Source organism: Enterobacter sp. HSTU-ASh6 (genome assembly GCF_026319105.1).
Lineage (GTDB): Bacteria > Pseudomonadota > Gammaproteobacteria > Enterobacterales > Enterobacteriaceae > Enterobacter > Enterobacter sichuanensis.
In genome coordinates this window covers 17,562-36,060 of record NZ_WSPD01000017.1, presented here as the reverse complement: position 1 = coordinate 36,060, position 18,499 = coordinate 17,562, and the positions used below count along the sequence as shown (strand labels likewise).

The 18,499-nt window shown below is 56.3% G+C and carries 18 protein-coding genes; 3 read left to right on the top strand and 15 right to left on the bottom strand.

The genetic code is table 11. The features are described from left to right. Position 1: 1 nt before the first annotated feature. On the bottom strand, positions 2 to 241 hold the full coding sequence (cedA, locus tag GM298_RS18370; protein ID WP_025757352.1) for a cell division activator CedA: 240 nt from the start codon (positions 239 to 241) through the stop codon (positions 2 to 4). 203 nt (positions 242 to 444) lie between these two features. Between cedA and katE the strand changes: the two genes are divergently transcribed. After that, positions 445 to 2,694: a catalase HPII gene (gene katE, locus GM298_RS18365; protein ID WP_266154989.1), complete on the top strand. Its 2,250-nt coding sequence runs from the start codon at positions 445 to 447 to the stop codon at positions 2,692 to 2,694. A 131-nt stretch (positions 2,695 to 2,825) separates the two neighbouring features. On the opposite strand, the gene chbG is transcribed toward katE, so the two are convergent. From chbG to osmE, 7 genes are all read right to left on the bottom strand, one after another. Then, complete coding sequence (gene chbG / locus GM298_RS18360) at positions 2,826 to 3,575, bottom strand: chitin disaccharide deacetylase (RefSeq protein WP_266154988.1); 750 nt, start codon at positions 3,573 to 3,575, stop codon at positions 2,826 to 2,828. An 11-nt stretch (positions 3,576 to 3,586) separates the two neighbouring features. Then, the gene (locus GM298_RS18355; RefSeq protein WP_045285272.1) at positions 3,587 to 4,942 is read right to left on the bottom strand and encodes a 6-phospho-beta-glucosidase; all 1,356 of its coding nucleotides are present in this window, start codon (positions 4,940 to 4,942) and stop codon (positions 3,587 to 3,589) included. A gap of 109 nt (positions 4,943 to 5,051) precedes the next feature. Beyond that, positions 5,052 to 5,870 carry a transcriptional regulator ChbR gene (gene chbR / locus GM298_RS18350; RefSeq protein WP_025757356.1) on the bottom strand — a complete coding sequence of 273 codons (819 nt, stop codon included), beginning with the start codon at positions 5,868 to 5,870 and terminating at the stop codon, positions 5,052 to 5,054. 29 nt (positions 5,871 to 5,899) lie between these two features. Next, on the bottom strand, positions 5,900 to 6,247 hold the full coding sequence (gene chbA, locus GM298_RS18345) for a PTS N,N'-diacetylchitobiose transporter subunit IIA (RefSeq protein WP_045285271.1): 348 nt from the start codon (positions 6,245 to 6,247) through the stop codon (positions 5,900 to 5,902). Positions 6,248 to 6,294: 47 nt separating this feature from the next. After that, the gene (chbC, locus tag GM298_RS18340; RefSeq protein ID WP_025757358.1) at positions 6,295 to 7,653 is read right to left on the bottom strand and encodes a PTS N,N'-diacetylchitobiose transporter subunit IIC; all 1,359 of its coding nucleotides are present in this window, start codon (positions 7,651 to 7,653) and stop codon (positions 6,295 to 6,297) included. A gap of 79 nt (positions 7,654 to 7,732) precedes the next feature. Continuing rightward, the gene (chbB, locus tag GM298_RS18335; protein ID WP_008500676.1) at positions 7,733 to 8,050 is read right to left on the bottom strand and encodes a PTS N,N'-diacetylchitobiose transporter subunit IIB; all 318 of its coding nucleotides are present in this window, start codon (positions 8,048 to 8,050) and stop codon (positions 7,733 to 7,735) included. Between the two features lie 281 nt (positions 8,051 to 8,331). After that, the gene (osmE, locus tag GM298_RS18330) at positions 8,332 to 8,676 is read right to left on the bottom strand and encodes an osmotically-inducible lipoprotein OsmE (protein ID WP_003857836.1); all 345 of its coding nucleotides are present in this window, start codon (positions 8,674 to 8,676) and stop codon (positions 8,332 to 8,334) included. A 221-nt stretch (positions 8,677 to 8,897) separates the two neighbouring features. Here osmE and nadE point away from each other — a divergent pair, with 221 nt between their 5' ends. Continuing rightward, positions 8,898 to 9,725: an ammonia-dependent NAD(+) synthetase gene (nadE, locus tag GM298_RS18325; RefSeq protein WP_025757359.1), complete on the top strand. Its 828-nt coding sequence runs from the start codon at positions 8,898 to 8,900 to the stop codon at positions 9,723 to 9,725. A gap of 114 nt (positions 9,726 to 9,839) precedes the next feature. Continuing rightward, positions 9,840 to 10,718: an excinuclease Cho gene (cho, locus tag GM298_RS18320; protein ID WP_266154986.1), complete on the top strand. Its 879-nt coding sequence runs from the start codon at positions 9,840 to 9,842 to the stop codon at positions 10,716 to 10,718. On the opposite strand, the gene ves is transcribed toward cho, so the two are convergent. The 7 genes from ves to GM298_RS18285 all read right to left on the bottom strand — a co-directional run bounded on the left by ves (position 10,696) and on the right by GM298_RS18285 (position 18,397). After that, positions 10,696 to 11,253: an environmental stress-induced protein Ves gene (gene ves, locus GM298_RS18315; RefSeq protein WP_025757361.1), complete on the bottom strand. Its 558-nt coding sequence runs from the start codon at positions 11,251 to 11,253 to the stop codon at positions 10,696 to 10,698. The two genes, cho and ves, sit on opposite strands and share 23 nt — an antisense overlap. A gap of 297 nt (positions 11,254 to 11,550) precedes the next feature. Further along, complete coding sequence (spy, locus tag GM298_RS18310; protein WP_266154985.1) at positions 11,551 to 12,042, bottom strand: ATP-independent periplasmic protein-refolding chaperone Spy; 492 nt, start codon at positions 12,040 to 12,042, stop codon at positions 11,551 to 11,553. A gap of 332 nt (positions 12,043 to 12,374) precedes the next feature. Beyond that, on the bottom strand, positions 12,375 to 13,340 hold the full coding sequence (gene astE, locus GM298_RS18305) for a succinylglutamate desuccinylase (RefSeq protein WP_266154983.1): 966 nt from the start codon (positions 13,338 to 13,340) through the stop codon (positions 12,375 to 12,377). 9 nt (positions 13,341 to 13,349) lie between these two features. After that, entirely contained in the window at positions 13,350 to 14,675 is a 1,326-nt protein-coding gene (astB, locus tag GM298_RS18300; protein ID WP_104556287.1) for an N-succinylarginine dihydrolase, read from the bottom strand. Continuing rightward, positions 14,662 to 16,149, bottom strand: a complete 1,488-nt coding sequence (gene astD / locus GM298_RS18295; protein ID WP_266154980.1) for a succinylglutamate-semialdehyde dehydrogenase — start codon at positions 16,147 to 16,149, stop codon at positions 14,662 to 14,664. The genes astB and astD overlap by 14 nt, the downstream gene beginning before the upstream one ends. Continuing rightward, positions 16,146 to 17,180, bottom strand: coding sequence for an arginine N-succinyltransferase (gene astA / locus GM298_RS18290; protein WP_025757366.1), 1,035 nt, complete (start codon positions 17,178 to 17,180; stop codon positions 16,146 to 16,148). The genes astD and astA overlap by 4 nt, the downstream gene beginning before the upstream one ends. Continuing rightward, positions 17,177 to 18,397 carry an aspartate aminotransferase family protein gene (locus tag GM298_RS18285; RefSeq protein WP_266154979.1) on the bottom strand — a complete coding sequence of 407 codons (1,221 nt, stop codon included), beginning with the start codon at positions 18,395 to 18,397 and terminating at the stop codon, positions 17,177 to 17,179. Before GM298_RS18285 ends, astA begins: the two co-directional genes overlap by 4 nt. Between the last annotated feature and the right edge of the window lie 102 nt (positions 18,398 to 18,499).

Sequence of the window (18,499 nt, the reverse complement as noted above, 5' to 3'; positions counted from 1 at the left end):
GTTATTCTTCAACCTCTTCATCCTGGCGTATCTGCATCGCCCACCGCTGCGCGGACTCCGGCACCGTAAACACGGGGGACCGACGGAAGTGCTCGCCGATCAGCACAAAGGCCACGTATTTACCCCGCAGTTGCCAGACATCGCGAAACCCCTCCACTTTCAGGGCATGGTCAGGCGGCGCGGGCTCAACGCGGGGCACATAGCTAATAACCTGGCGGTTTTGTTGACGAAGAGGTTTCATAAGCGACGGATTCACTAAAACAAATTCTTGAAGCAGGAAAATTCTATGATAGCCGATCCTGCCCCCACGCGTCGCGCCTTGCGTGTGGTTGAGCGTGCCTTTTACGCAGTCAGTATCTGAAAACTCTTAGTTCACCTGCCCTTTCCCTACATTGTTCTATAGTTAACAGGGTTTTTTAGGAATGAATAAAGGAGAAGCGTGCAATGTCGAACAAAGATAAAACACATCAATCACCCATTCATGGCACCGAAGAATCGCAACCTGGGATGGACTCCCTTGCCCCTGAAGATGGCTCTCATCGCCCTTCCCCTGGCCCGTCCGCCCCAGGCGAGCAGCCTACCGCGCCGGGCAGTCTGAAATCACCGGACACCGGCAATGAGAAGCTGAAATCCCTCGATCCTCATCGCAAAGGCGGAGAAGGCTATGCGCTGACCACCAACCAGGGGGTGCGCATCGCTGACGACCAGAACTCTCTGCGCGCCGGGTCGCGCGGGCCAACCCTGCTGGAAGATTTTATCCTGCGGGAAAAAATTACCCACTTTGACCACGAACGCATACCGGAGCGCATCGTCCACGCGCGCGGCTCCGCTGCGCACGGCTACTTCCAGCCCTACAAGAGCCTGAAAGCCATCACCAAAGCGGACTTCCTCTCCGCCCCGGACAAGATAACGCCGGTGTTTGTGCGTTTCTCCACCGTTCAGGGCGGTGCGGGCTCGGCGGATACAGTGCGTGATATCCGCGGCTTCGCCACCAAGTTTTATACCGAAGAGGGTATTTTCGATCTGGTGGGTAATAACACCCCGGTGTTTTTCATTCAGGATGCGCATAAATTTCCTGACTTTGTCCATGCGGTAAAACCGGAGCCCCACTGGGCTATACCGCAGGGACAAAGTGCGCACGACACCTTCTGGGACTATGTTTCTCTGCAACCTGAAACCTTGCACAACGTGATGTGGGCGATGTCAGACCGCGGGATCCCCCGCAGTTACCGCACCATGGAGGGGTTTGGCATTCACACCTTCCGGATGATCAACGCCGAGGGGAAAGCCACGTTTGTCCGTTTTCACTGGAAACCGGTGGCGGGTAAAGCCTCGCTGGTGTGGGATGAGGCGCAGAAGCTGACCGGGCGCGACCCGGACTTCCATCGTCGGGAGCTGTGGGAGGCCATTGAAGCCGGTGACTTCCCGGAATACGAACTGGGCCTGCAGCTGATCCCGGAAGAGGACGAATTTAAGTTCGATTTCGATCTCCTGGACCCGACAAAACTGATTCCGGAGGAGCTGGTGCCGGTTCAGCTGGTGGGTAAAATGGTGCTCAACCGCAATCCGGATAACTTCTTTGCCGAAAACGAACAGGCCGCCTTCCATCCCGGGCATATCGTGCCGGGGCTGGACTTCACCAACGATCCGCTGTTACAGGGACGCCTGTTCTCGTATACCGATACGCAGATCAGCCGTCTTGGCGGGCCGAACTTCCACGAGATCCCGATCAACCGCCCCACCTGCCCGTATCACAACTTCCAGCGCGACGGGATGCACCGTCAGGATATTGATACCAACCCGGCCAACTATGAGCCGAACTCCATCAACGATAACTGGCCGCGTGAAACCCCTCCGGCCCCAAAACGTGGTGGATTCGAATCGTATCAGGAGCGGATCGATGGCAATAAAATTCGCGAGCGCAGCCCGTCGTTCGGCGAGTATTACGCCCACCCTCGCCTGTTCTGGAACAGCCAGACGCCGATTGAACAGCAGCATATTATCGGCGGCTTCAGCTTCGAACTGAGCAAAGTGGTGCGCACGTATATCCGCGAGCGCGTAGTCGACCAGCTGGCGCATATTGATATTCAGCTTGCCCAGAGCGTGGCGGATAACCTGGGTATCACGCTGACCGATGAGCAACGCAATCTTGCGCCGCCGAAAGAGGTTAACGGCATCAAGAAAGATCCGTCGCTGAGCCTGTACGCGGTGCCGGGAGGGTCGATCAAAGGCCGCGTGGTGGCGATCCTGCTGAACGACAAAACCCGCGCCAGCGACGTGCTGGGGATCATGCAGGCGCTGAAAACCAAAGGCGTACACGCCAAACTGCTTTATTCACGCATGGGTGAAGTGACCGCTGATGACGGCTCCGTGCTGCCGGTGGCGGCAACCTTTGCCGGTGCACCGTCGCTGACGGTGGACGCGGTGATTGTGCCGGGCGGGGATATAACCAGCCTGCTGACCAACGGTGACGCCGTCTATTATCTGCTCGAAGCCTATAAGCACCTGAAACCGATCGCCCTTTCCGGCGATGCGCGACAGTTTAAAGCGCCGTTGAAGGTGGCCGAGCAAGGTGAGGACGGCATTGTGGAGGGCGATAACGTTGACGATGCGTTTATGACGAAGCTGTTTGATCTGCTCGCCGCGCACCGCGTGTGGTCGCGCAGCAGTAAGATTGACCAGATACCGGCGTAAAAAATACCCTCACCCCGGCCCTCTCCCTGAAAGGGAGAGGGAGAAATGCGGACCGGTGCTGGCCTTACAGACCGCACCAACCAGTCCCCTCTCCCCTTTGGGGAGAGGGTTAGGGTGAGGGGGTGAATTTCTCACAGATCCCTGAACGTTCCCAACCGATATCCGCGCTCAGCAATCGCGTACTTGAGCGATGGCGACGTCAACACATCCAGCTCCGCCAGGCGCGGCCAGCAGTAGGCGCTCTTACGCACGGTGTTATCGACAAAGGCGGGATGCGCCATCACCTCCAGCGACCGTTCACCCCGAGCAGCGGAATCGTCCAGCACCTTCAGGAACAGCGCCTCGTCGATCGCATCGCCGTAGAACGCGCTGCTGAACCCCTCGGTTGTGGCCACGGCGTACGCCGGCAGCCCGCGCACGTCGCGATCCACGCGCATGGCGACGCCTTTACGCTGCGCAAATTCCGCAACCAGAGGGAAAATCGCCGGGATCATATGCACATGGTGATGGCTGTCGATATGCGTCGGTTCACGACCAAAGAGGTCCACAAAACGGTTGAACTGACAGTCCAGCTCGCGGGCAATCTCTTCAAGCGGCAACGCGTCCTGTTCCACCATCTCCCAAATCCATTTCCCCAACTGTCCGTCGCGTGTCAGGCCCGGCATCGCTGAAAGCGGCATGCCCAGGGTCAGCACAAAGTGCATGCCCACGCCCAGGTCAGGCACCTCGCGGCTCAGCTGCGCCGCATGCTCAATCGCTTCTCCATTCACCAGCGCCGTCGTCGAGGTGACTACCCCCCGACGACAGGCTTCAACAATGCCGTAGTTCTGCCCTTTCGACAGGCCAAAATCATCAGCATTGACGATCAGCAGGTTTTCCATCGCACATCCTCTTAACGGTGTTGGAACTTGAGCTTCTCTACCGTGGCGGCAAAGTTTGGCAGCCATTTTTCGTGGGCCAGGATCATCTCTGTCGCCAGCACTTCTGCGTCGCGGTCGGAATGCACCAGCGGGCTGAGGTTCAGCGCCAGAAGCACGTCGTTCAGCTCACCGCTCAGCGCCGCGTTGCTGGCCGCCACCTCGAACCCTTTGATGGTGTGAATGAGGCCCATCACCTTCTCATCAAAGTGGGTAATACGCGGATGCGGTTTCGCGCCATCGCGGCCGAGGATGCAGGTCATCTCCACGGCCCAGTCGGCCGGGATATTGTCGATATGGCCATGGTGCGGCACATTGACGTAGTGCTCGGCCTGCTTGTCGTTGTAAATGGCGTTGATCACTTCACACGCCGCATCGGAGTAGTAAGCCCCTCCGCGCTGCTCCAGCTCTTTTGGTTTGACGTTCAGGTTCGGATCTTTATACAAATCAAACAGCTGCTTCTCAACTTTCTGCACGATCTGAGCCCGTGCGCCGCCCTTATAGTACTCGCCCATTTCAATGGCCAGCATCTCTTTCTGCTTGAAGTAGTAGAGCAGGTAGGAGCACGGCAGCAGATTAAGGGAACGGATCAGCCCTTCACTGAACGGCAGGTCGAAGATATTTTTCACGGATGCGGCGGTCAGACGTCCCGACGCCACGCCGTCGAGCAGTTCGGCAAAGCGCGATTTGCCGTTCACGATGACATCTTTGATGAACACCATGTGGTTCAGGCCGAACAGATCGATGGAAAGATCGTCGCTGTCAGTCAGCGCCAGCACGTCACGGATAAACATCTTCATGCCAATCGGAATGTTACAGACACCGATAAAGCGTTTGAAATTCGTATGCCGATAGACCGCCTCGGTCACCATACCGGCCGGATTGGTGAAGTTAATCACCCACGCGTTCGGGCAGATCTCCTGCACGTCTTTGACGATGTCGAAAATGACCGGGATGGTACGCAGACCTTTAAACAGGCCGCCCGCGCCATTGGTCTCTTGCCCCAGATAACCGTGGCTCAGGGGAATACGCTCGTCCAGCTCGCGCGCTTTCAGCTGGCCCACGCGCAGCTGGGTAGTAACGAAATCCGCATCTTTCAGCGCCAGACGGCGATCGAGTGTTTTGTGTACGGTTAAGGGCACACCGGCTTTCGCCACCATGCGCTGACACAGGTCAAAAATGATATCCAATTTTTCCTGCCCTTCCGCAACGTCAACCAGCCATAATTCGCTGACCGGTAATTCGTGATACCGTTTCAGGAAACCTTCAAGTAATTCCGGGGTATAGCTGCTGCCGCCACCAATGGTTACGACTTTCAATTTCTTCTGCATAATATCTCCCTTAGCGTATCAGGTTAATCGCCTGCAAGGTATAGCGTACTCTTCCCGCTATTTGGGCAAGCCATTAAAGCAATATTTGTGGCGGGCAATCCGCCGAACGTTAATTAATTACCGTCAGGTTCTTCCGGTAACTGTTTGGTGTGAATGAGGTCAATTTCTTAAACGTTTTAATAAACAGGCTGGGACTGCTGTACCCGGACTCATAGGCAATATCCGTGACAGAATAGTTGGTAATTTCCAGCTGTTTTTTGGCAAAGTTAATGCGGATTTCATTAATAATTTGCACCGGCGTTTTACGATAATAGCGCTGGGTCGCACGGGTCAGATATTCCTGGGATTTCCCTGACAGTGAAACCATATTTTCCAGCGCATTTTCGCTGAACTGGCCTTTATCGTGCATCAGCTCAACGGTGCTGCGCAGCCACTGTGGAATATCATCCGTCACCTGCTGCTCTTCACGGTGATGGCGCAGCCGGTTCATCACGTAGAAGGTCACCGTTTCAATAAATTCATCGAACTCATTGTCGCGAAAGTTGAGCGAGGCAATCACCGTTTCAATCCAGGTCATGAATTCGTTTTTGACGCGATAGACCTGTGATGCCACAAAACAGAACGGCACCAGCGGCAGATAGTGCTTCTCAAAGAAGCGTCTGCTGACGCCCACGTTCAGAATGCGGGTGGCGCCAAATTCGTAAAAGCTCTGGTGATGGGAGCCCATCGGCAGAAAGACAAAATCTCCGCGCTCAAGCAGAACGCGCTTACCGTTGATCTCCTGATAGTAGCGGCCGGTCAGAACAATCGTGAACTCGTAGTAGTCATGCTGGTGCAGACCACTCGCGCTCTCCGTCTTGTTGTAGATAACCACGTGAAAATTCTTGCCATTAAACAGTTGCTGCTCAAGTGCGGTTTTAATTTCCATCGTGCTGACCCCCTGCTACTCAGTCTGACTTACTGCATCTTCTCGTGAAGCTCAATTAACTCCGCCACCAGCTCGCGCGCCAGCATCGAGGTCATCAGGTGATCCTGGGCGTGTACCAGCACCAGACTGACCTTCATCTTCCCTTCGCCCTGGTCGCCTTCAATCAGCTTCGTCTGCACCAGGTGCGCTTCATTGAGCGCGGTACGGGACTGTTCCATCATGGTTTTCGCGGCGGCGAAATCGCCCTGCTTAGCCTGCCTGAGCGCGGCATACGCCAGGCTGCGTGCCTGACCGGAGTTGATGATAAGGCCCATCACCACTTCTTCGAGGTCATTCTCCGCGCTTTCTTCTGCAACGATACTGTCCAAATCTAACATCTTTAAGCTCCTTTTCGCTGGCGCGGGTTGCCCCGCGCCGTGCAATTTTAGAATTTCAGTGCGAGGGCGATATCCTCTTCGCTCTCTTCTTCATCAATAACGGTTGCGGCTTTGTTGGCGATGGCCACGAACGGCATGTAGAGCAGCGTTGCAATCCCGAGGTTGAATATCGCCAGCAGGAAGGCGGCGACGCTACCGTTGGTGTTAAAGAACGCCCCCAGACCCGCCGGCATGGTCCACGGCGCAATGTTGGTAATTGGTGGGATAATGCCCAGGTAATACGCGGTCAGGGTGATCCCCGCCAGCAGCGGCTGAACCAGGATGAAAGGAATGAACATCACCGGGTTCATGATGATTGGCAGACCAAACAGGATCGGTTCGTTAATCTGGAAGATACCTGACGGCAGTGCCAGCTTCGCCACCTGACGATGGTCAGCGCGACGAGAGACAATAAAGACCGCGATGATCAGACCCAGCGTCGCCCCGGTACCCCCCAGGAAGATATAGGAGTCCAGCATCGGCTTCGCCCACACATGGAAGGTTTTACCGGCCGCCAGCGCCGCGTCAACGGAGCCGTACTGCTGATAAAGTGCAACGTTTTCCAGTGCCCATGGGGTCATGATACCGCTGTCCAGCGCGGCCAGTGCCAGTGAACCATGCACGCCGAAGAACCACAGCAGGGAGGTGAAAATCACGTACGCCCAACCGACCACACCACCCATCGACGCCAGCGGCGTAGAGATAGAGTCCATGATGATCTGGTGGAAGTTTGTGCCCCAGTGAGAGAGCGCCCAGGCAATAATCCCCATGATGGAGAGAATAATGAAGCCTGGAATCAACGCGGAAAATGAACGGGAAACGGACGCCGGCACGCTATCCGGCAGGCGAATCACCCAGTTGCGACGGATAATAAAGGTAAACATCTCTGCCACCACCAGACCGATAACAATACCGGAGATGATGTTGGCCCCACCCAGCCAGTTGGCGCCCACCGCATAGGCTTCACCGACGCTGTAGGGGGTGACGGTCATAAAGGCGGCAACAGATAATAACCCGGCGGCCAGCGGATCCACTTTCCGCTCTTCTGCCAGTGCCATCCCGATAAAGAAAGGCGCCATCAGCGACATAATACCTAACGTACCGTTGTATACGTTACCGCCGATGGCTTTAAAACCATTAAGGGTTTCAATTGTCGATGCGTCTAAGCGAATTCCTAATGAATAAAAGAAGGAACCTTCACCAAAGCTCAGAAAAACGTTGTTAATTAAAACGAACATTGCCCCGGCCAGCGTCAATGGCATTAATTTAATAAAGCCGTTTTTGATGGCGTTAACGTGAGGCTGCTTTCCTATTTTAACAGCAAAAGGAAGGAGTACCTTTTCAAGTGAAGCGATGACTTTACTCATAGGAAAATACCCTTAAATGCCGCAACGACTGTTACGGCGTATTGTGTGTGAAATAACTCTTTGACGGGAAAAATAAAAATTAATTAGCCGCTTTTTTAATGGCTGCAACAGCAGCTTTAAGTACACCTAAACCATCAATCTTGCCGTACAGCCCCGAGTCGATCACTTCGACCGGTTTATTGGGTAACAGACGTTGTATTTCTGGCAGCATGTAGGCAATTTGCGGCCCGAGTAAAACGACATCCGCAGTCTGCCCCTTTTCACCCGCCAGCGTTTCCGGGAACGCTTCGATCACCACAGGCACTTCATACTTTTCAGCCTGCGCACGCATCTTTGACACCAGAAGCGAGGTTGACATGCCCGCTGAGCAGAACAGGTAGATATGTTTCTTTTCCATCGTAATTTCCCTCTTGTATGACTACCTGCCGTCTCGCTATCACTCGACTCGCTCTCCTGGCTGACAGGTAGTGTGCTGACTGTTGTTTATCGTTGGAGTGAGTATACGTAATGGTACAGAGGGGGGATAATTCTGGACAGGCCTAAATTGTCTCTCATTGACCTGGCTTGTTGACTACCTTCACATTTCGGGCAAATAATTCGCGCAAAGAAATAAGATTTACGTATGGATAAAAAAACCGGCCGATGGGCCGGTTTGTTAACATCCTCAGGGCAGCAAGGTTACTGCGCCTTAGGTGCCTGCGGATCGGTGTCATATTCTGCACAGGTCTGATACCCGGAGTTGATGACATGACCGGTATCGTCCAGCGCGACAAAGTAGGTTTCTGCCTTACCATCACGTTGACCCAGGATATAGGTCTGACAGGTACCACGCGCGTGGATCATCGTCACTTCTGAAGACGGCTTACCGGCAATCGCAGCCACCTGCGAACGCGTCATGCCTTTTTTGACATCTTTCACCACGGGCTGTGTGAACTGATCTTTGGTGCGATCGTACGCCGTACACCCTGCCAGCATAGTCAGTACCGCCGCTGCGCTAAGAATTCCTGCTACGTTCTTGTTCATATTCCGTCCTCTTGTTTATCAGCGTGTTATCTAAGCATGGGATAAAAAGTACTATTGTTCAACTTTGTGAGTTACGCCAGACGAATTTCGGAAAATTCTAATAAAACAACGATAACCTGCTAAAACGGCGCAAATTAGCGCACTCGAAACTGTGATCCTTGTCGTTTTCCATCCAAAGGGTTAGTTTTAACAGTTAACACATTCTGTTTATGGAGAGCGTGATGACTCTGCAACAAGAGATTATCCAGGCGCTGGGCGCGAAGCCCGCGATAGATGCAAATGAAGAGATCCGCCGCAGCGTGGATTTTTTAAAAGCGTATTTAAAGACCAACTCTTTCCTGAAATCTCTGGTGCTGGGCATCAGCGGCGGCCAGGATTCCACGCTGACCGGTAAGCTCTGCCAGATGGCGATTTCAGAGCTGCGCGAGGAGACGGGAGATGAAAGCCTGCAGTTTATCGCCGTACGCCTTCCGTATGGCGTACAGGCGGATGAACAGGATTGTCAGGATGCCATCGCCTTTATTCAGCCTGACCGCGTACTGACGGTGAATATCAAAGGATCGGTGCTGGCGAGCGAGCAGGCCCTGCGCGAAGCGGGCATTGAGTTGAGCGATTTTGTTCGCGGCAACGAAAAAGCCCGTGAGCGTATGAAAGCGCAGTACAGCATCGCCGGGATGACCAAAGGCGTCGTGGTCGGCACCGACCATGCAGCCGAAGCGATCACCGGTTTCTTCACCAAATACGGCGACGGCGGCACCGACATTAACCCGATCTTCCGTCTGAATAAGCGTCAGGGTAAGCAGCTGCTTGCCGCGCTGGGCTGCCCGGAGCATCTGTACAAGAAAGCGCCGACAGCGGATCTGGAGGACGATCGTCCTTCCCTGCCGGATGAAGCAGCCCTGGGCGTGACCTATGACAATATCGATGATTATCTTGAAGGCAAAACGCTGGATGAAGGTACCGCCAAAATCATCGAAGGTTGGTATCTGAAAACCGAACACAAGCGTCGCCCACCGATTACGGTGTTTGACGATTTCTGGAAAAAATAAAGCAAAACGGTAACCCAGTTTTGTAAGCCGGGTAAGGCGCAGCCGCGACCCGGCTCTTTTTTAACCAAACCGCCTCTGCTACACTGTATACCTGAACAGTATATGGAGTGGTATGTGAGCAGGCGTCAATCCGCCCCGCGTCTTGAATTTGAAGCGGCGGCTATCTACGAATATCCCGAGCACCTTCGTCCCTGGCTTGAAGCGCTGCCTAAGCTGCCGGGCGTGTATATCTTTCACGGTGAAAGCGACACCCTGCCGCTCTATATCGGCAAAAGCGTGAATATTCGCAGCCGGGTGTTATCCCATCTGCGTACGCCGGACGAGGCCGCCATGCTGCGCCAGTCGCGCCGCATATCCTGGTTCGAGACGGCGGGAGAAATGGGCGCGCTGTTACTGGAAGCCAGGCTTATAAAAGAACAACAGCCGCTGTTTAACAAGCGCCTGCGCCGCAATCGTCAGCTCTGCTCCCTGCAAATAACCGCCGGCAAGCCGCAGGTTGTCTACGCGCGCGAGGTCGATTTTTCTCATGCCCCGAATCTTTACGGCCTGTTTGCGAATAAACGTGCCGCGCTCCAGGCGCTGCAAACCCTGGCGGATGAGCTGCAGCTTTGCTACAGCCTTTTGGGTCTCGAGGCGACCACCCGCGGACGGGCCTGTTTCCGGTCGGCACTTAAGCGCTGCGCAGGCGCCTGCTGCGGGAAAGAGAGTGTCGACGCGCATCACGCCCGGCTCCTCGCCGGCCTGGCGACCATCAGCGTTAACTGCTGGCCCTGGGAAGGCGCCGTTGCGCTAAAAGAGGTGGGTGAAGCGATGACCCAGTACCACATCGTCAACAACTGGTTCTGGCTGGGCGCCGTCGACGATATCAACGACGCGGCAACCCTGTTGCGCACACCCGCCGGATTTGACCACGATGGCTATAAAATTCTCTGTAAACCCGTCTTAGCCGGTAAGTTTGAAGTCATTGAGCTCAATGGCCTGGGAGCCACGTAATTTCACTGAACAACAGGGTGCCCTGAGGCTCCAGCAGACGCAGAGTATGGGTACCCTCCTCCCAGCTGGCGCCCTGATCGGCCGTCAGCAATTTATCCCCCAACTGCCACGCCCCGCTTAAGACAAAGACCACGCCCCCGCGTGTGCCAAAGGTGGTAAAGGTCCGGTCGGCCACGCGCACCTTCGCCCGACAACAGTCGCGACGGGTCATAATATTGAAGTCCATCGCCATCCGCCCATCGGACAGCAGCGCCTTGACCGGCAGATCGCCGGCAAAACTGTAAGGCTGATGGTGCTTAAGGGTATGGAAGAACGCCTGACCGGCATCGAGCGTCACCTCCCCTCCTTCCAGCAAGGTAATCACCCGATCGACGCCGGGGAATGAGGAGAATTCGCCGTTGCTGGCGATAGTCGCGATACTGGCACGCCAGTGAAAATCGCGCGTTGCGGGTGGGAAACAACAAATCTCACGCGTTTCCCCAGCACCATTGCGCCAGAGGCTGACCGGCATCTTACGGATATCAAAGAACTCCATCACCACTCCTGAATGGCACAACCCGTGCCAGGGCAAGGATATTGCTATCGTTGCTGTCTTGTTTGTTATCGTTGGGTATTCACAGACACAGTATCGGCAGCAGAGCGGGCAAGCCTTAGCGCAACGTCAATAAATTTACTAACGTCATGACTCTACAAACATTCTCTGAAGCGACTACAGGAGAATACCGCGCTGGCGGCGGCAGGCAAGAGGGCAGGAAAGAAAAACCGCCGGTCCTGTCCACAGCGATTGCGCTTTTGTGGACAGGATCCCGGCGGTCTTAAGAGTGTGAACCGATTATTCGGTTGGTGCTGGCATTTTACCTTCCATCGCCGGACGTTCTGTCAGACGCTTCTCAAAATTCGCATTAAATTGTTTTTTCTGTTCCGGCGTCAGAATGTTGTAGATCTTGTTCTGGGTTTCCATGTGAGCCAGCATGCGGGCTTTATGCTGCTCGGCCATTTTGTCGATCTGCGCTTCAGCTTTCGCCTTATCGAAGCTGTCGCTGGCGATGATGTCATGCATCGCACGACGCTCTTCAAGCGGTGGACGTTTCATCTGATCGCGCTGACTTTTCATGATGTCGCGGATCTGCTGCTTCTGCGCATCTGTCAGGTTCAGTTCCTTAAACATCATCATCTCGTGCATACCCGGCTTGCCTTTATGATGCATCATCATTTTGCCGTCAGCAGGCGCGGCAGGGGTGGTTGCGGTATCTGCGGCGAACGCCATGCTGGTAGCGCCCAGAGCCAGGGTAGAAGCAACAAACAGTGCAGTAAACTTACGCATAATTTATTTCCTTTCTTTCAGTTATTCTTCGGCGCTATGCCGTGTTGACGAGATTAACTTTACGGGGTTTATCGTCAATTAGTCAGAGCAACGGTAAAACAATGAAAGTGTAAAAAACAAATTTTCGTCAAATGTGGAGAAAATAAGGATAAAGCGTGGAGAGTTGCAACAAATAATATTTAAAATGATGATTTTAAAGAGAATGAGCAGAAGTGTAGCGGAGAGCGGATTAATAATAAAGCAATTCACCAGGAATAATCCGCAAAAGAAGTATGAGCGCTTTAATTGCTAAGAAATGTTTTTCCCCTCCCGAGTGATGAGAGGGGAAAAGGTCAGGATATTTTTTCCAGCATCAGCCCGGCACGCAGGCCAAATGCCACGGTGGGGTTGGGAAATAACACATACTCGGTGGTTTTCTGTACCTCGTAACGCTCTTCGCCATCTTCAGCCAGCAGCGCCCCTTTACGAAACGGCGTGAAGTTCAGGGTGTGCGCGGCCATATGAAGCTGGAAAGCATCGCTGCGGCGCGTGATCTGCTGTACGACCCGATACCACTCGACGGGTTGATGCGTGTGCTCGGGCGCCGCCCCACCCAGCAATGCCCGCAGGGCAAGATGCGTTGGCGCAAAGCGAGTGAGATCGTTTTGCCCAAACGGCAACGCTTTCCCCAGCTCCAGCGTACAGGCCAGCGCGCCGAAGTGTTCACAGGTAAAGTGCGTAAAGGTTCCGCCCGGCGACTGGTGGAACACCAGCGCCTCCAGCCCGGCATCACCCAGCCAGTCGAGGAACGCTTCATCCCACGGCTGATTGCGCTGCGGCAGCACGCCGAAGCGGACATGGTAAGACGCGCGAATGGCCGTGTGCAGATCCAGATGCCAGCGCACTGGCCCCGCCGCCGCAAAGAACGCGCTCACCACGTTCTCCAGCCACTGCGCCCGCGCCGTCTCGTCACTCTGCGGGAACTGCGACCAGCGCCCGCCGAACATGCGGTTAATGTCACTCACCAGATAGCGTTTGTTTTGCGCCAGCGCGGGTGGGTTCCCAAGCACCACCAGCACGCGGCACTGAAGCGTAATCTCTTTGCGATACAACGCGCGCAGCAGCAGGTCAACAATCTCCACGGGCGCCGTTTCATTCCCGTGAATACCGGTCGAAAGCAGTAGCGAGAGATCGCTCTCTACAACCGGCGTCAGTTCAAGCACCCCACGCCCCAGCCACCGCCAGTGGAATGAGGGGCCCTCCCCCTCACTCTGTTCCGGCGTTTCATCGGCCAGGGTCAGCGCCAGTAAATTTTCCATACCCACTCCTTAGCGCTGGAAAGGATAAACCGATCCCAGCTGCAGGATTGATGTTAACGCGTCAAGCGCCTCGCGACCTTCGCGTAACAGCTGCGGGTCAACGAGGTCAGCCTGCGTTAACCGGTCGCGATAGTAGCGGTCCACCCAGTCGTTCAGGGTAGTAAACAGCGTCTCATTCATCATCACTGCCGGGTTAACGGCCTGCATTTCTGACTGCGTCAACACCACGCGCAGGCGCAGACAGGCCGGTCCGCCGCCGTTGGCCATACTTTCGCGCAGGTCAAACACCCGCAGCTCGTCAATCGGGTTATCGGCCTTCACCAGCTCGGTCAGGTAACGCCACACCCCGCTATGATCCCGCGACTCCTGCGGCAGGACCAGCATCATGCTGCCGTCATCACGGCTTAGCAGCTGGCTGTTGAACAGATACGTTTCGACCGCATCCTGGACGCTCACCGCCCGGGTAGGCACCTGAATCGGCATAAAACCGGGTACGCGTTCATGCAGCGTGGCGAGCAGCTTCTCCTGATGGGCAAACGCCTGCTCGTGGCAGAAGAGGACCTGACGGTTCGAAACGGCGATCACGTCGTTATGGAACACGCCCTGGTCGATCACCTGCGGGTTTTGCTGGGCAAAAATCACCTGCGAAGGATTGACCTGGTTCAGGCGGGCGACCGCCTGGCTGGCGGCCAGCGTCTGGCGCGCAGGATAGCGAACAGGGGCAGAATGACCGCCCTCCTCGCGCCCGTAGATAAACAGCTGCACGCCGGGTTCACCGTAATCGCCCCCCAGCCGGTTATGGTTGGCCGCACCTTCGTCGCCAAACATTGCCACCTGCGGCAGAGCCGGATGCACCGCAAAATGGGCGTCATGGTTGAATATGGCGCGCAGCACGCGCTCGGTGGTTTCCGCTTCGGTGGCGCGGTGGAATTTGTTATTCAGGTTCGCCACCGTCAGATGGACTTTGCCATCCAGCGTGTCGGCTGACGGGGCGACGGTGGCCGCGTTGGCGACCCACATCGAAGAGGCCGAACTTGCCGCAGAGAGCAGGTGCGGCGTTTGCGTTCCCGCTTTTTCAACGACCTGCTCATCGCTGCCGGTGAAACCGAGCTGACGCAACACCGCGACGTTCGGGCGTTCCTGCGGCGGAATAACCGCCTGCGGGAAACCGGCATCCGCCAGCGCTTTCATTTTCAACAGCCCCTGCTTCGCCGCCAGCTTCGGGTTGGAGACCTGAAAGCGGTGCTTCGTCGAGGCTTCATTACCAAAAGAGAGACCGGCGTAGTGGTGCGTCAGCCCCACCAGCCCGTCAAAGTTGACTTCACGCGCTTTCATGACGGTCCCCTCCGGTAAAGTCCAGCCCCGGATTAAGCGTTTCCGGCAGCGTCAGCGCCGGGCTTTCCAGGCTCGCCATCGGCCATGCGCAGTAATCTGCGGCGTACCACGCGCTGGCGCGATGGTTGCCCGACGCGCCCACGCCGCCGAACGGCGCGGTGCTCGCAGCACCGGTCAGCGGTTTGTTCCAGTTCACAATCCCCGCACGCGCTTCCAGCAGCAGCTGTTCAAACTTCTCACGCTGCGGCGAAATCAGTCCGCTCGACAGGCCGTAGCGGGTGTTGTTGGCCATTGCGATGGCGCTGTCAAAATCGTCATAACGCCAGACGCAGAGCAGCGGACCAAAGACCTCTTCATCCGGCACGTTGCTCGCCCCGCTCATCTCAACGATGCCCGGCGTCAGCAGCGAGGTACCCGGCTGAACCTGCTTCGGTTCGAGCAGGGTTTTCGCCCCGCGAGCGACGTGGTCCTGCCAGGCCTTCAGCACGTTTTGCGCGGCCTGCTCGGAAATCAGCCCACCGATAAACGGCTGCGGGTCGGCATCCCACGCGGCGGGCACCAGACGCGCACTCACCTCAACCAGACGTTTAAGGAACGCATCCCCCTGCGCGCCCCGTTTCACCAGCAGACGGCGGGCACAGGTGCAACGCTGTCCGGCGGTAATAAAAGCAGACTGAATCGTCAGGTGCACCGCGGCGTCGATATCATCAGGATCTTCCACGATCAGCGGGTTGTTGCCGCCCATCTCGAGGGCGAGGATTTTTTCCGGCTGCCCCGCCAGCTGGCGATGCAGTTGATAGCCCGTCCCGGCGCTGCCGGTAAACAGCAGGCCGTCGATATCGCTCAGCGCGCTCAGCGCCTGACCGGTTTCACGCCCGCCCTGCACCAGATTCAGCACGCCCGGCGGCAGGCCCGCCTGTTCCCACAGCTTAACCACCGCCTCGCCGGTGAACGGCGTTAACTCACTCGGCTTGAAAATAACGGTGTTGCCCGCCAGCAGCGCCGGCACGATGTGGCCATTCGGCAGATGCCCCGGGAAGTTGTACGGACCAAACACCGCCAGCACGCCGTGCGGACGGTGGCGCAGCGTGGCCGCGCCGTCCGGCATCTCGGTATGCTGCTCGCCGGTGCGGGTGTGGTAGGCCTTCACTGAAATGGCGATTTTATTGATCATCGCCGTCACTTCCGTGGCCGCTTCCCAGCGCGGTTTACTGGTTTCAGAGGCAATAATGCGCGTCAGCTCGGCTTTGTTCGCCTCCAGCAGCCCGGCGAACTTTTCAACGAGCGCCTGGCGCACGGCGAAAGGCTGTTTTGCCCACGCCGGAAACGCGCGACGTGCGGCATGGCAGGCTTGTTCCACCTGCGCGGCGCTGGCGTCGTTCCCCTTCCAGAGCACCTCTTTGCCTACCGGATTGGTTTTTACGCGCTGTTCGCCTTCGCCCGTGACCCAGTCACCGTTAATCCATAATGTCATGCTGTTTTCTCCTCAGGGCAGAGACGCACCAGGCGAACCGTATCGCCGGCGTTACATTTCAGGGCATCCAGTTCTGCAGCCGTCAGTACCAGACGTTCACATTTCGGGTTGGTCCGCACCAGCATGGCGCGGAAGTTGGTGTAATTTTCGTTCGCCACCAGGCACGCCGGCCAGTCACCCGGCGCGGGCTGACCTTCGGCAACTTCAACCAGCCGGCTTTTACGGATCGCACGGACGCGGTCGATATCGCACTCAAGCGTTGGCCCACCGTCAAAGATGTCCACATAGTTACGGTAGCGGAAGCCCTCTTTCTCCAGCACCGCGCGGGCAGGCGCGGTTTGCGGATGGACTTCGCCGATCACCGCCTGCGCTTCCGGCGTTAAGAAATGGGTGTAAATAGGATGCTTCGGCATCAGCTCAGCGATAAAGGCTTTCTGACCGGTGCCGCACAGGTAGTCCGCCCGGCTGAACTCCATCGAGAAGAAGCGCTCGCCCAGGCTCTCCCAGAACGGCGAGTAGCCTTTGTCGTCGATCACGCCGCGCATCTCCGCAACCACTTTTTCGTTAAAGCGATCGCGGAAGGCGGCCATAAACAGAAAGCGCGATTTGGAGAGCAGATAGCCGTTGCCCTCTTTGCGCCACGCCGGGTCGAGGAACAGCGTGCAGAGCTCGCTGGCGCCCGTGTGGTCATTACAAAGAAACAGCGTCGGCAGCGCGTTATAGACGTTCAGCTCTTTCGAGGCATGTACCATGGTGCCAACGCGGTAGTTGTACCACGGATCGTTAAGCCCCACGGCCACTTCGATGGCGCAGATCCCGGCCACGGTCCCCGTGGTGGTGTCTTCCAGCACGAACACATATCCCTGTTCGCTTTTTGGCAACGTCCCCTGCCAGGTTTGCAGGGCGCGCTCAATGCGCGCCGACAGCGTTTTTTCATCGGCAGGAAGCGAGGTCAGCCCGCCTCCCGTCTTACCGGCAAGCTGCATGAGCCCGGCGAGATCGCCGCGCTCAACGGGACGGATGACCATCATGATGACACCCCGGACTTCACCTGTTCACACGCCAGCGCAAAACGGTCCAGACCGGTTTGCACCTCTTCCTCGCTGACAATCAGCGCAGGAGCAAAACGCACCACGTTGGCACCGGCAATCAGGACCATCACGCCCATTTTTGCCGCTTCCTGTGAAATAAGTTTAGCTTTTCCGGCAAACTCAGCGGTGAGCTCACAGCCAATTAACAGCCCCAGGCCGCGAATTTCTTTAAACAGCCCCGTTTTGCTGTTGATGGCATTCAGACGCTCAACAAACCAGTCGTGACGCTGCTTAACGCCTTTCAACACCTCTGGGGTATTAATAATGTCGAGAACCTGCCCGGCGACAGCGGTGGCCAGCGGGTTGCCGCCGTAAGTGGTGCCATGGGTGCCCACGGTCATCACGCTGGCGAATTTATCGGTGGTCAGCATCGCCCCAATCGGGAAGCCGCCGCCCAGCGCTTTGGCAGTAGAAAGCACGTCAGGCGTAACGCCGTAGTGCATATAGGCATACAGCTCACCGGTACGGCCCACGCCGGTCTGCACTTCATCGAAAATCAGTACCGCATTGTGACGATCGCACAGCTCGCGCAGCCCCTGCAGAAACGCTTTTTGTGCCGGAAGAACGCCGCCCTCACCCTGCATCGGCTCGACAATTACCGCACAGGTGGTGTCGTTGATCAGTTCGCTGGCGGACTGCAGATCGTTATAAACACCGTGACGGATATCCGGCGGCAGCGGTGCGAAATCCTGCGAGTAAGCAGGCTGGCCGCCCGCGCTGACGGTAAAGAGCGTGCGCCCGTGGAAGGCATTTTTAAACGCCACGATACCGCTCTTGTGGGCACCAAACTTGTCGTGGGCATATTTGCGCGCCAGCTTCAGCGTCGCTTCGTTGGCTTCCGCCCCTGAGTTACAGAAAAAGACTTTTTCGGCAAACGTCGCGTCGATCAGCTTTTTCGCCAGGCGCAGCGCGGGCTCGTTGGTAAAGCCGTTGCCGGTATGCCAGAACTTCGCCGCCTGGTCATTCAGCGCCTGACGCAGCGCCGGGTGCGCATGGCCCAGCGCGTTTACCGCAATCCCACCCGCAAAGTCGATATACTCTTTACCCTGCTGATCCCACAGGCGCGAGCCTTCCCCACGAACCGGAATAAAAGCCGCCGGAGCGTAAACCGGCATCATCCATTCATCGAAATTTTCACGCGTAATTGACAGAGACATAGCGACCTCATCCGGTAAATAAAAGGTTATTTGAATGTTAAATAATTGAGTGTTTGCACTGTGAATGTAGATTGCAGCCTTCGTGCCAGCCAGCGATAAAAA

Bases quoted from the DNA above. Each gene is read 5' to 3' on its own strand.
- cedA (WP_025757352.1), bottom strand. From the start codon at position 241: ATGAAACCTCTTCGTCAACAAAACCGCCAGGTTATTAGCTATGTGCCC.
- nadE (WP_025757359.1), top strand. From the start codon at position 8,898: ATGACTCTGCAACAAGAGATTATCCAGGCGCTGGGCGCGAAGCCCGCG.
- GM298_RS18285 (WP_266154979.1), bottom strand. From the start codon at position 18,397: ATGTCTCTGTCAATTACGCGTGAAAATTTCGATGAATGGATGATGCCG.
- chbB (WP_008500676.1), bottom strand. From the start codon at position 8,050: ATGGAAAAGAAACATATCTACCTGTTCTGCTCAGCGGGCATGTCAACC.
- chbG (WP_266154988.1), bottom strand. From the start codon at position 3,575: ATGGAAAACCTGCTGATCGTCAATGCTGATGATTTTGGCCTGTCGAAA.
- osmE (WP_003857836.1), bottom strand. From the start codon at position 8,676: ATGAACAAGAACGTAGCAGGAATTCTTAGCGCAGCGGCGGTACTGACT.
- chbC (WP_025757358.1), bottom strand. From the start codon at position 7,653: ATGAGTAAAGTCATCGCTTCACTTGAAAAGGTACTCCTTCCTTTTGCT.
- spy (WP_266154985.1), bottom strand. From the start codon at position 12,042: ATGCGTAAGTTTACTGCACTGTTTGTTGCTTCTACCCTGGCTCTGGGC.
- GM298_RS18355 (WP_045285272.1), bottom strand. From the start codon at position 4,942: ATGCAGAAGAAATTGAAAGTCGTAACCATTGGTGGCGGCAGCAGCTAT.
- ves (WP_025757361.1), bottom strand. From the start codon at position 11,253: ATGGAGTTCTTTGATATCCGTAAGATGCCGGTCAGCCTCTGGCGCAAT.
- chbR (WP_025757356.1), bottom strand. From the start codon at position 5,870: ATGGAAATTAAAACCGCACTTGAGCAGCAACTGTTTAATGGCAAGAAT.
- astA (WP_025757366.1), bottom strand. From the start codon at position 17,180: ATGATGGTCATCCGTCCCGTTGAGCGCGGCGATCTCGCCGGGCTCATG.
- astE (WP_266154983.1), bottom strand. From the start codon at position 13,340: ATGGAAAATTTACTGGCGCTGACCCTGGCCGATGAAACGCCGGAACAG.
- astB (WP_104556287.1), bottom strand. From the start codon at position 14,675: ATGAAAGCGCGTGAAGTCAACTTTGACGGGCTGGTGGGGCTGACGCAC.
- katE (WP_266154989.1), top strand. From the start codon at position 445: ATGTCGAACAAAGATAAAACACATCAATCACCCATTCATGGCACCGAA.
- chbA (WP_045285271.1), bottom strand. From the start codon at position 6,247: ATGTTAGATTTGGACAGTATCGTTGCAGAAGAAAGCGCGGAGAATGAC.
- astD (WP_266154980.1), bottom strand. From the start codon at position 16,149: ATGACATTATGGATTAACGGTGACTGGGTCACGGGCGAAGGCGAACAG.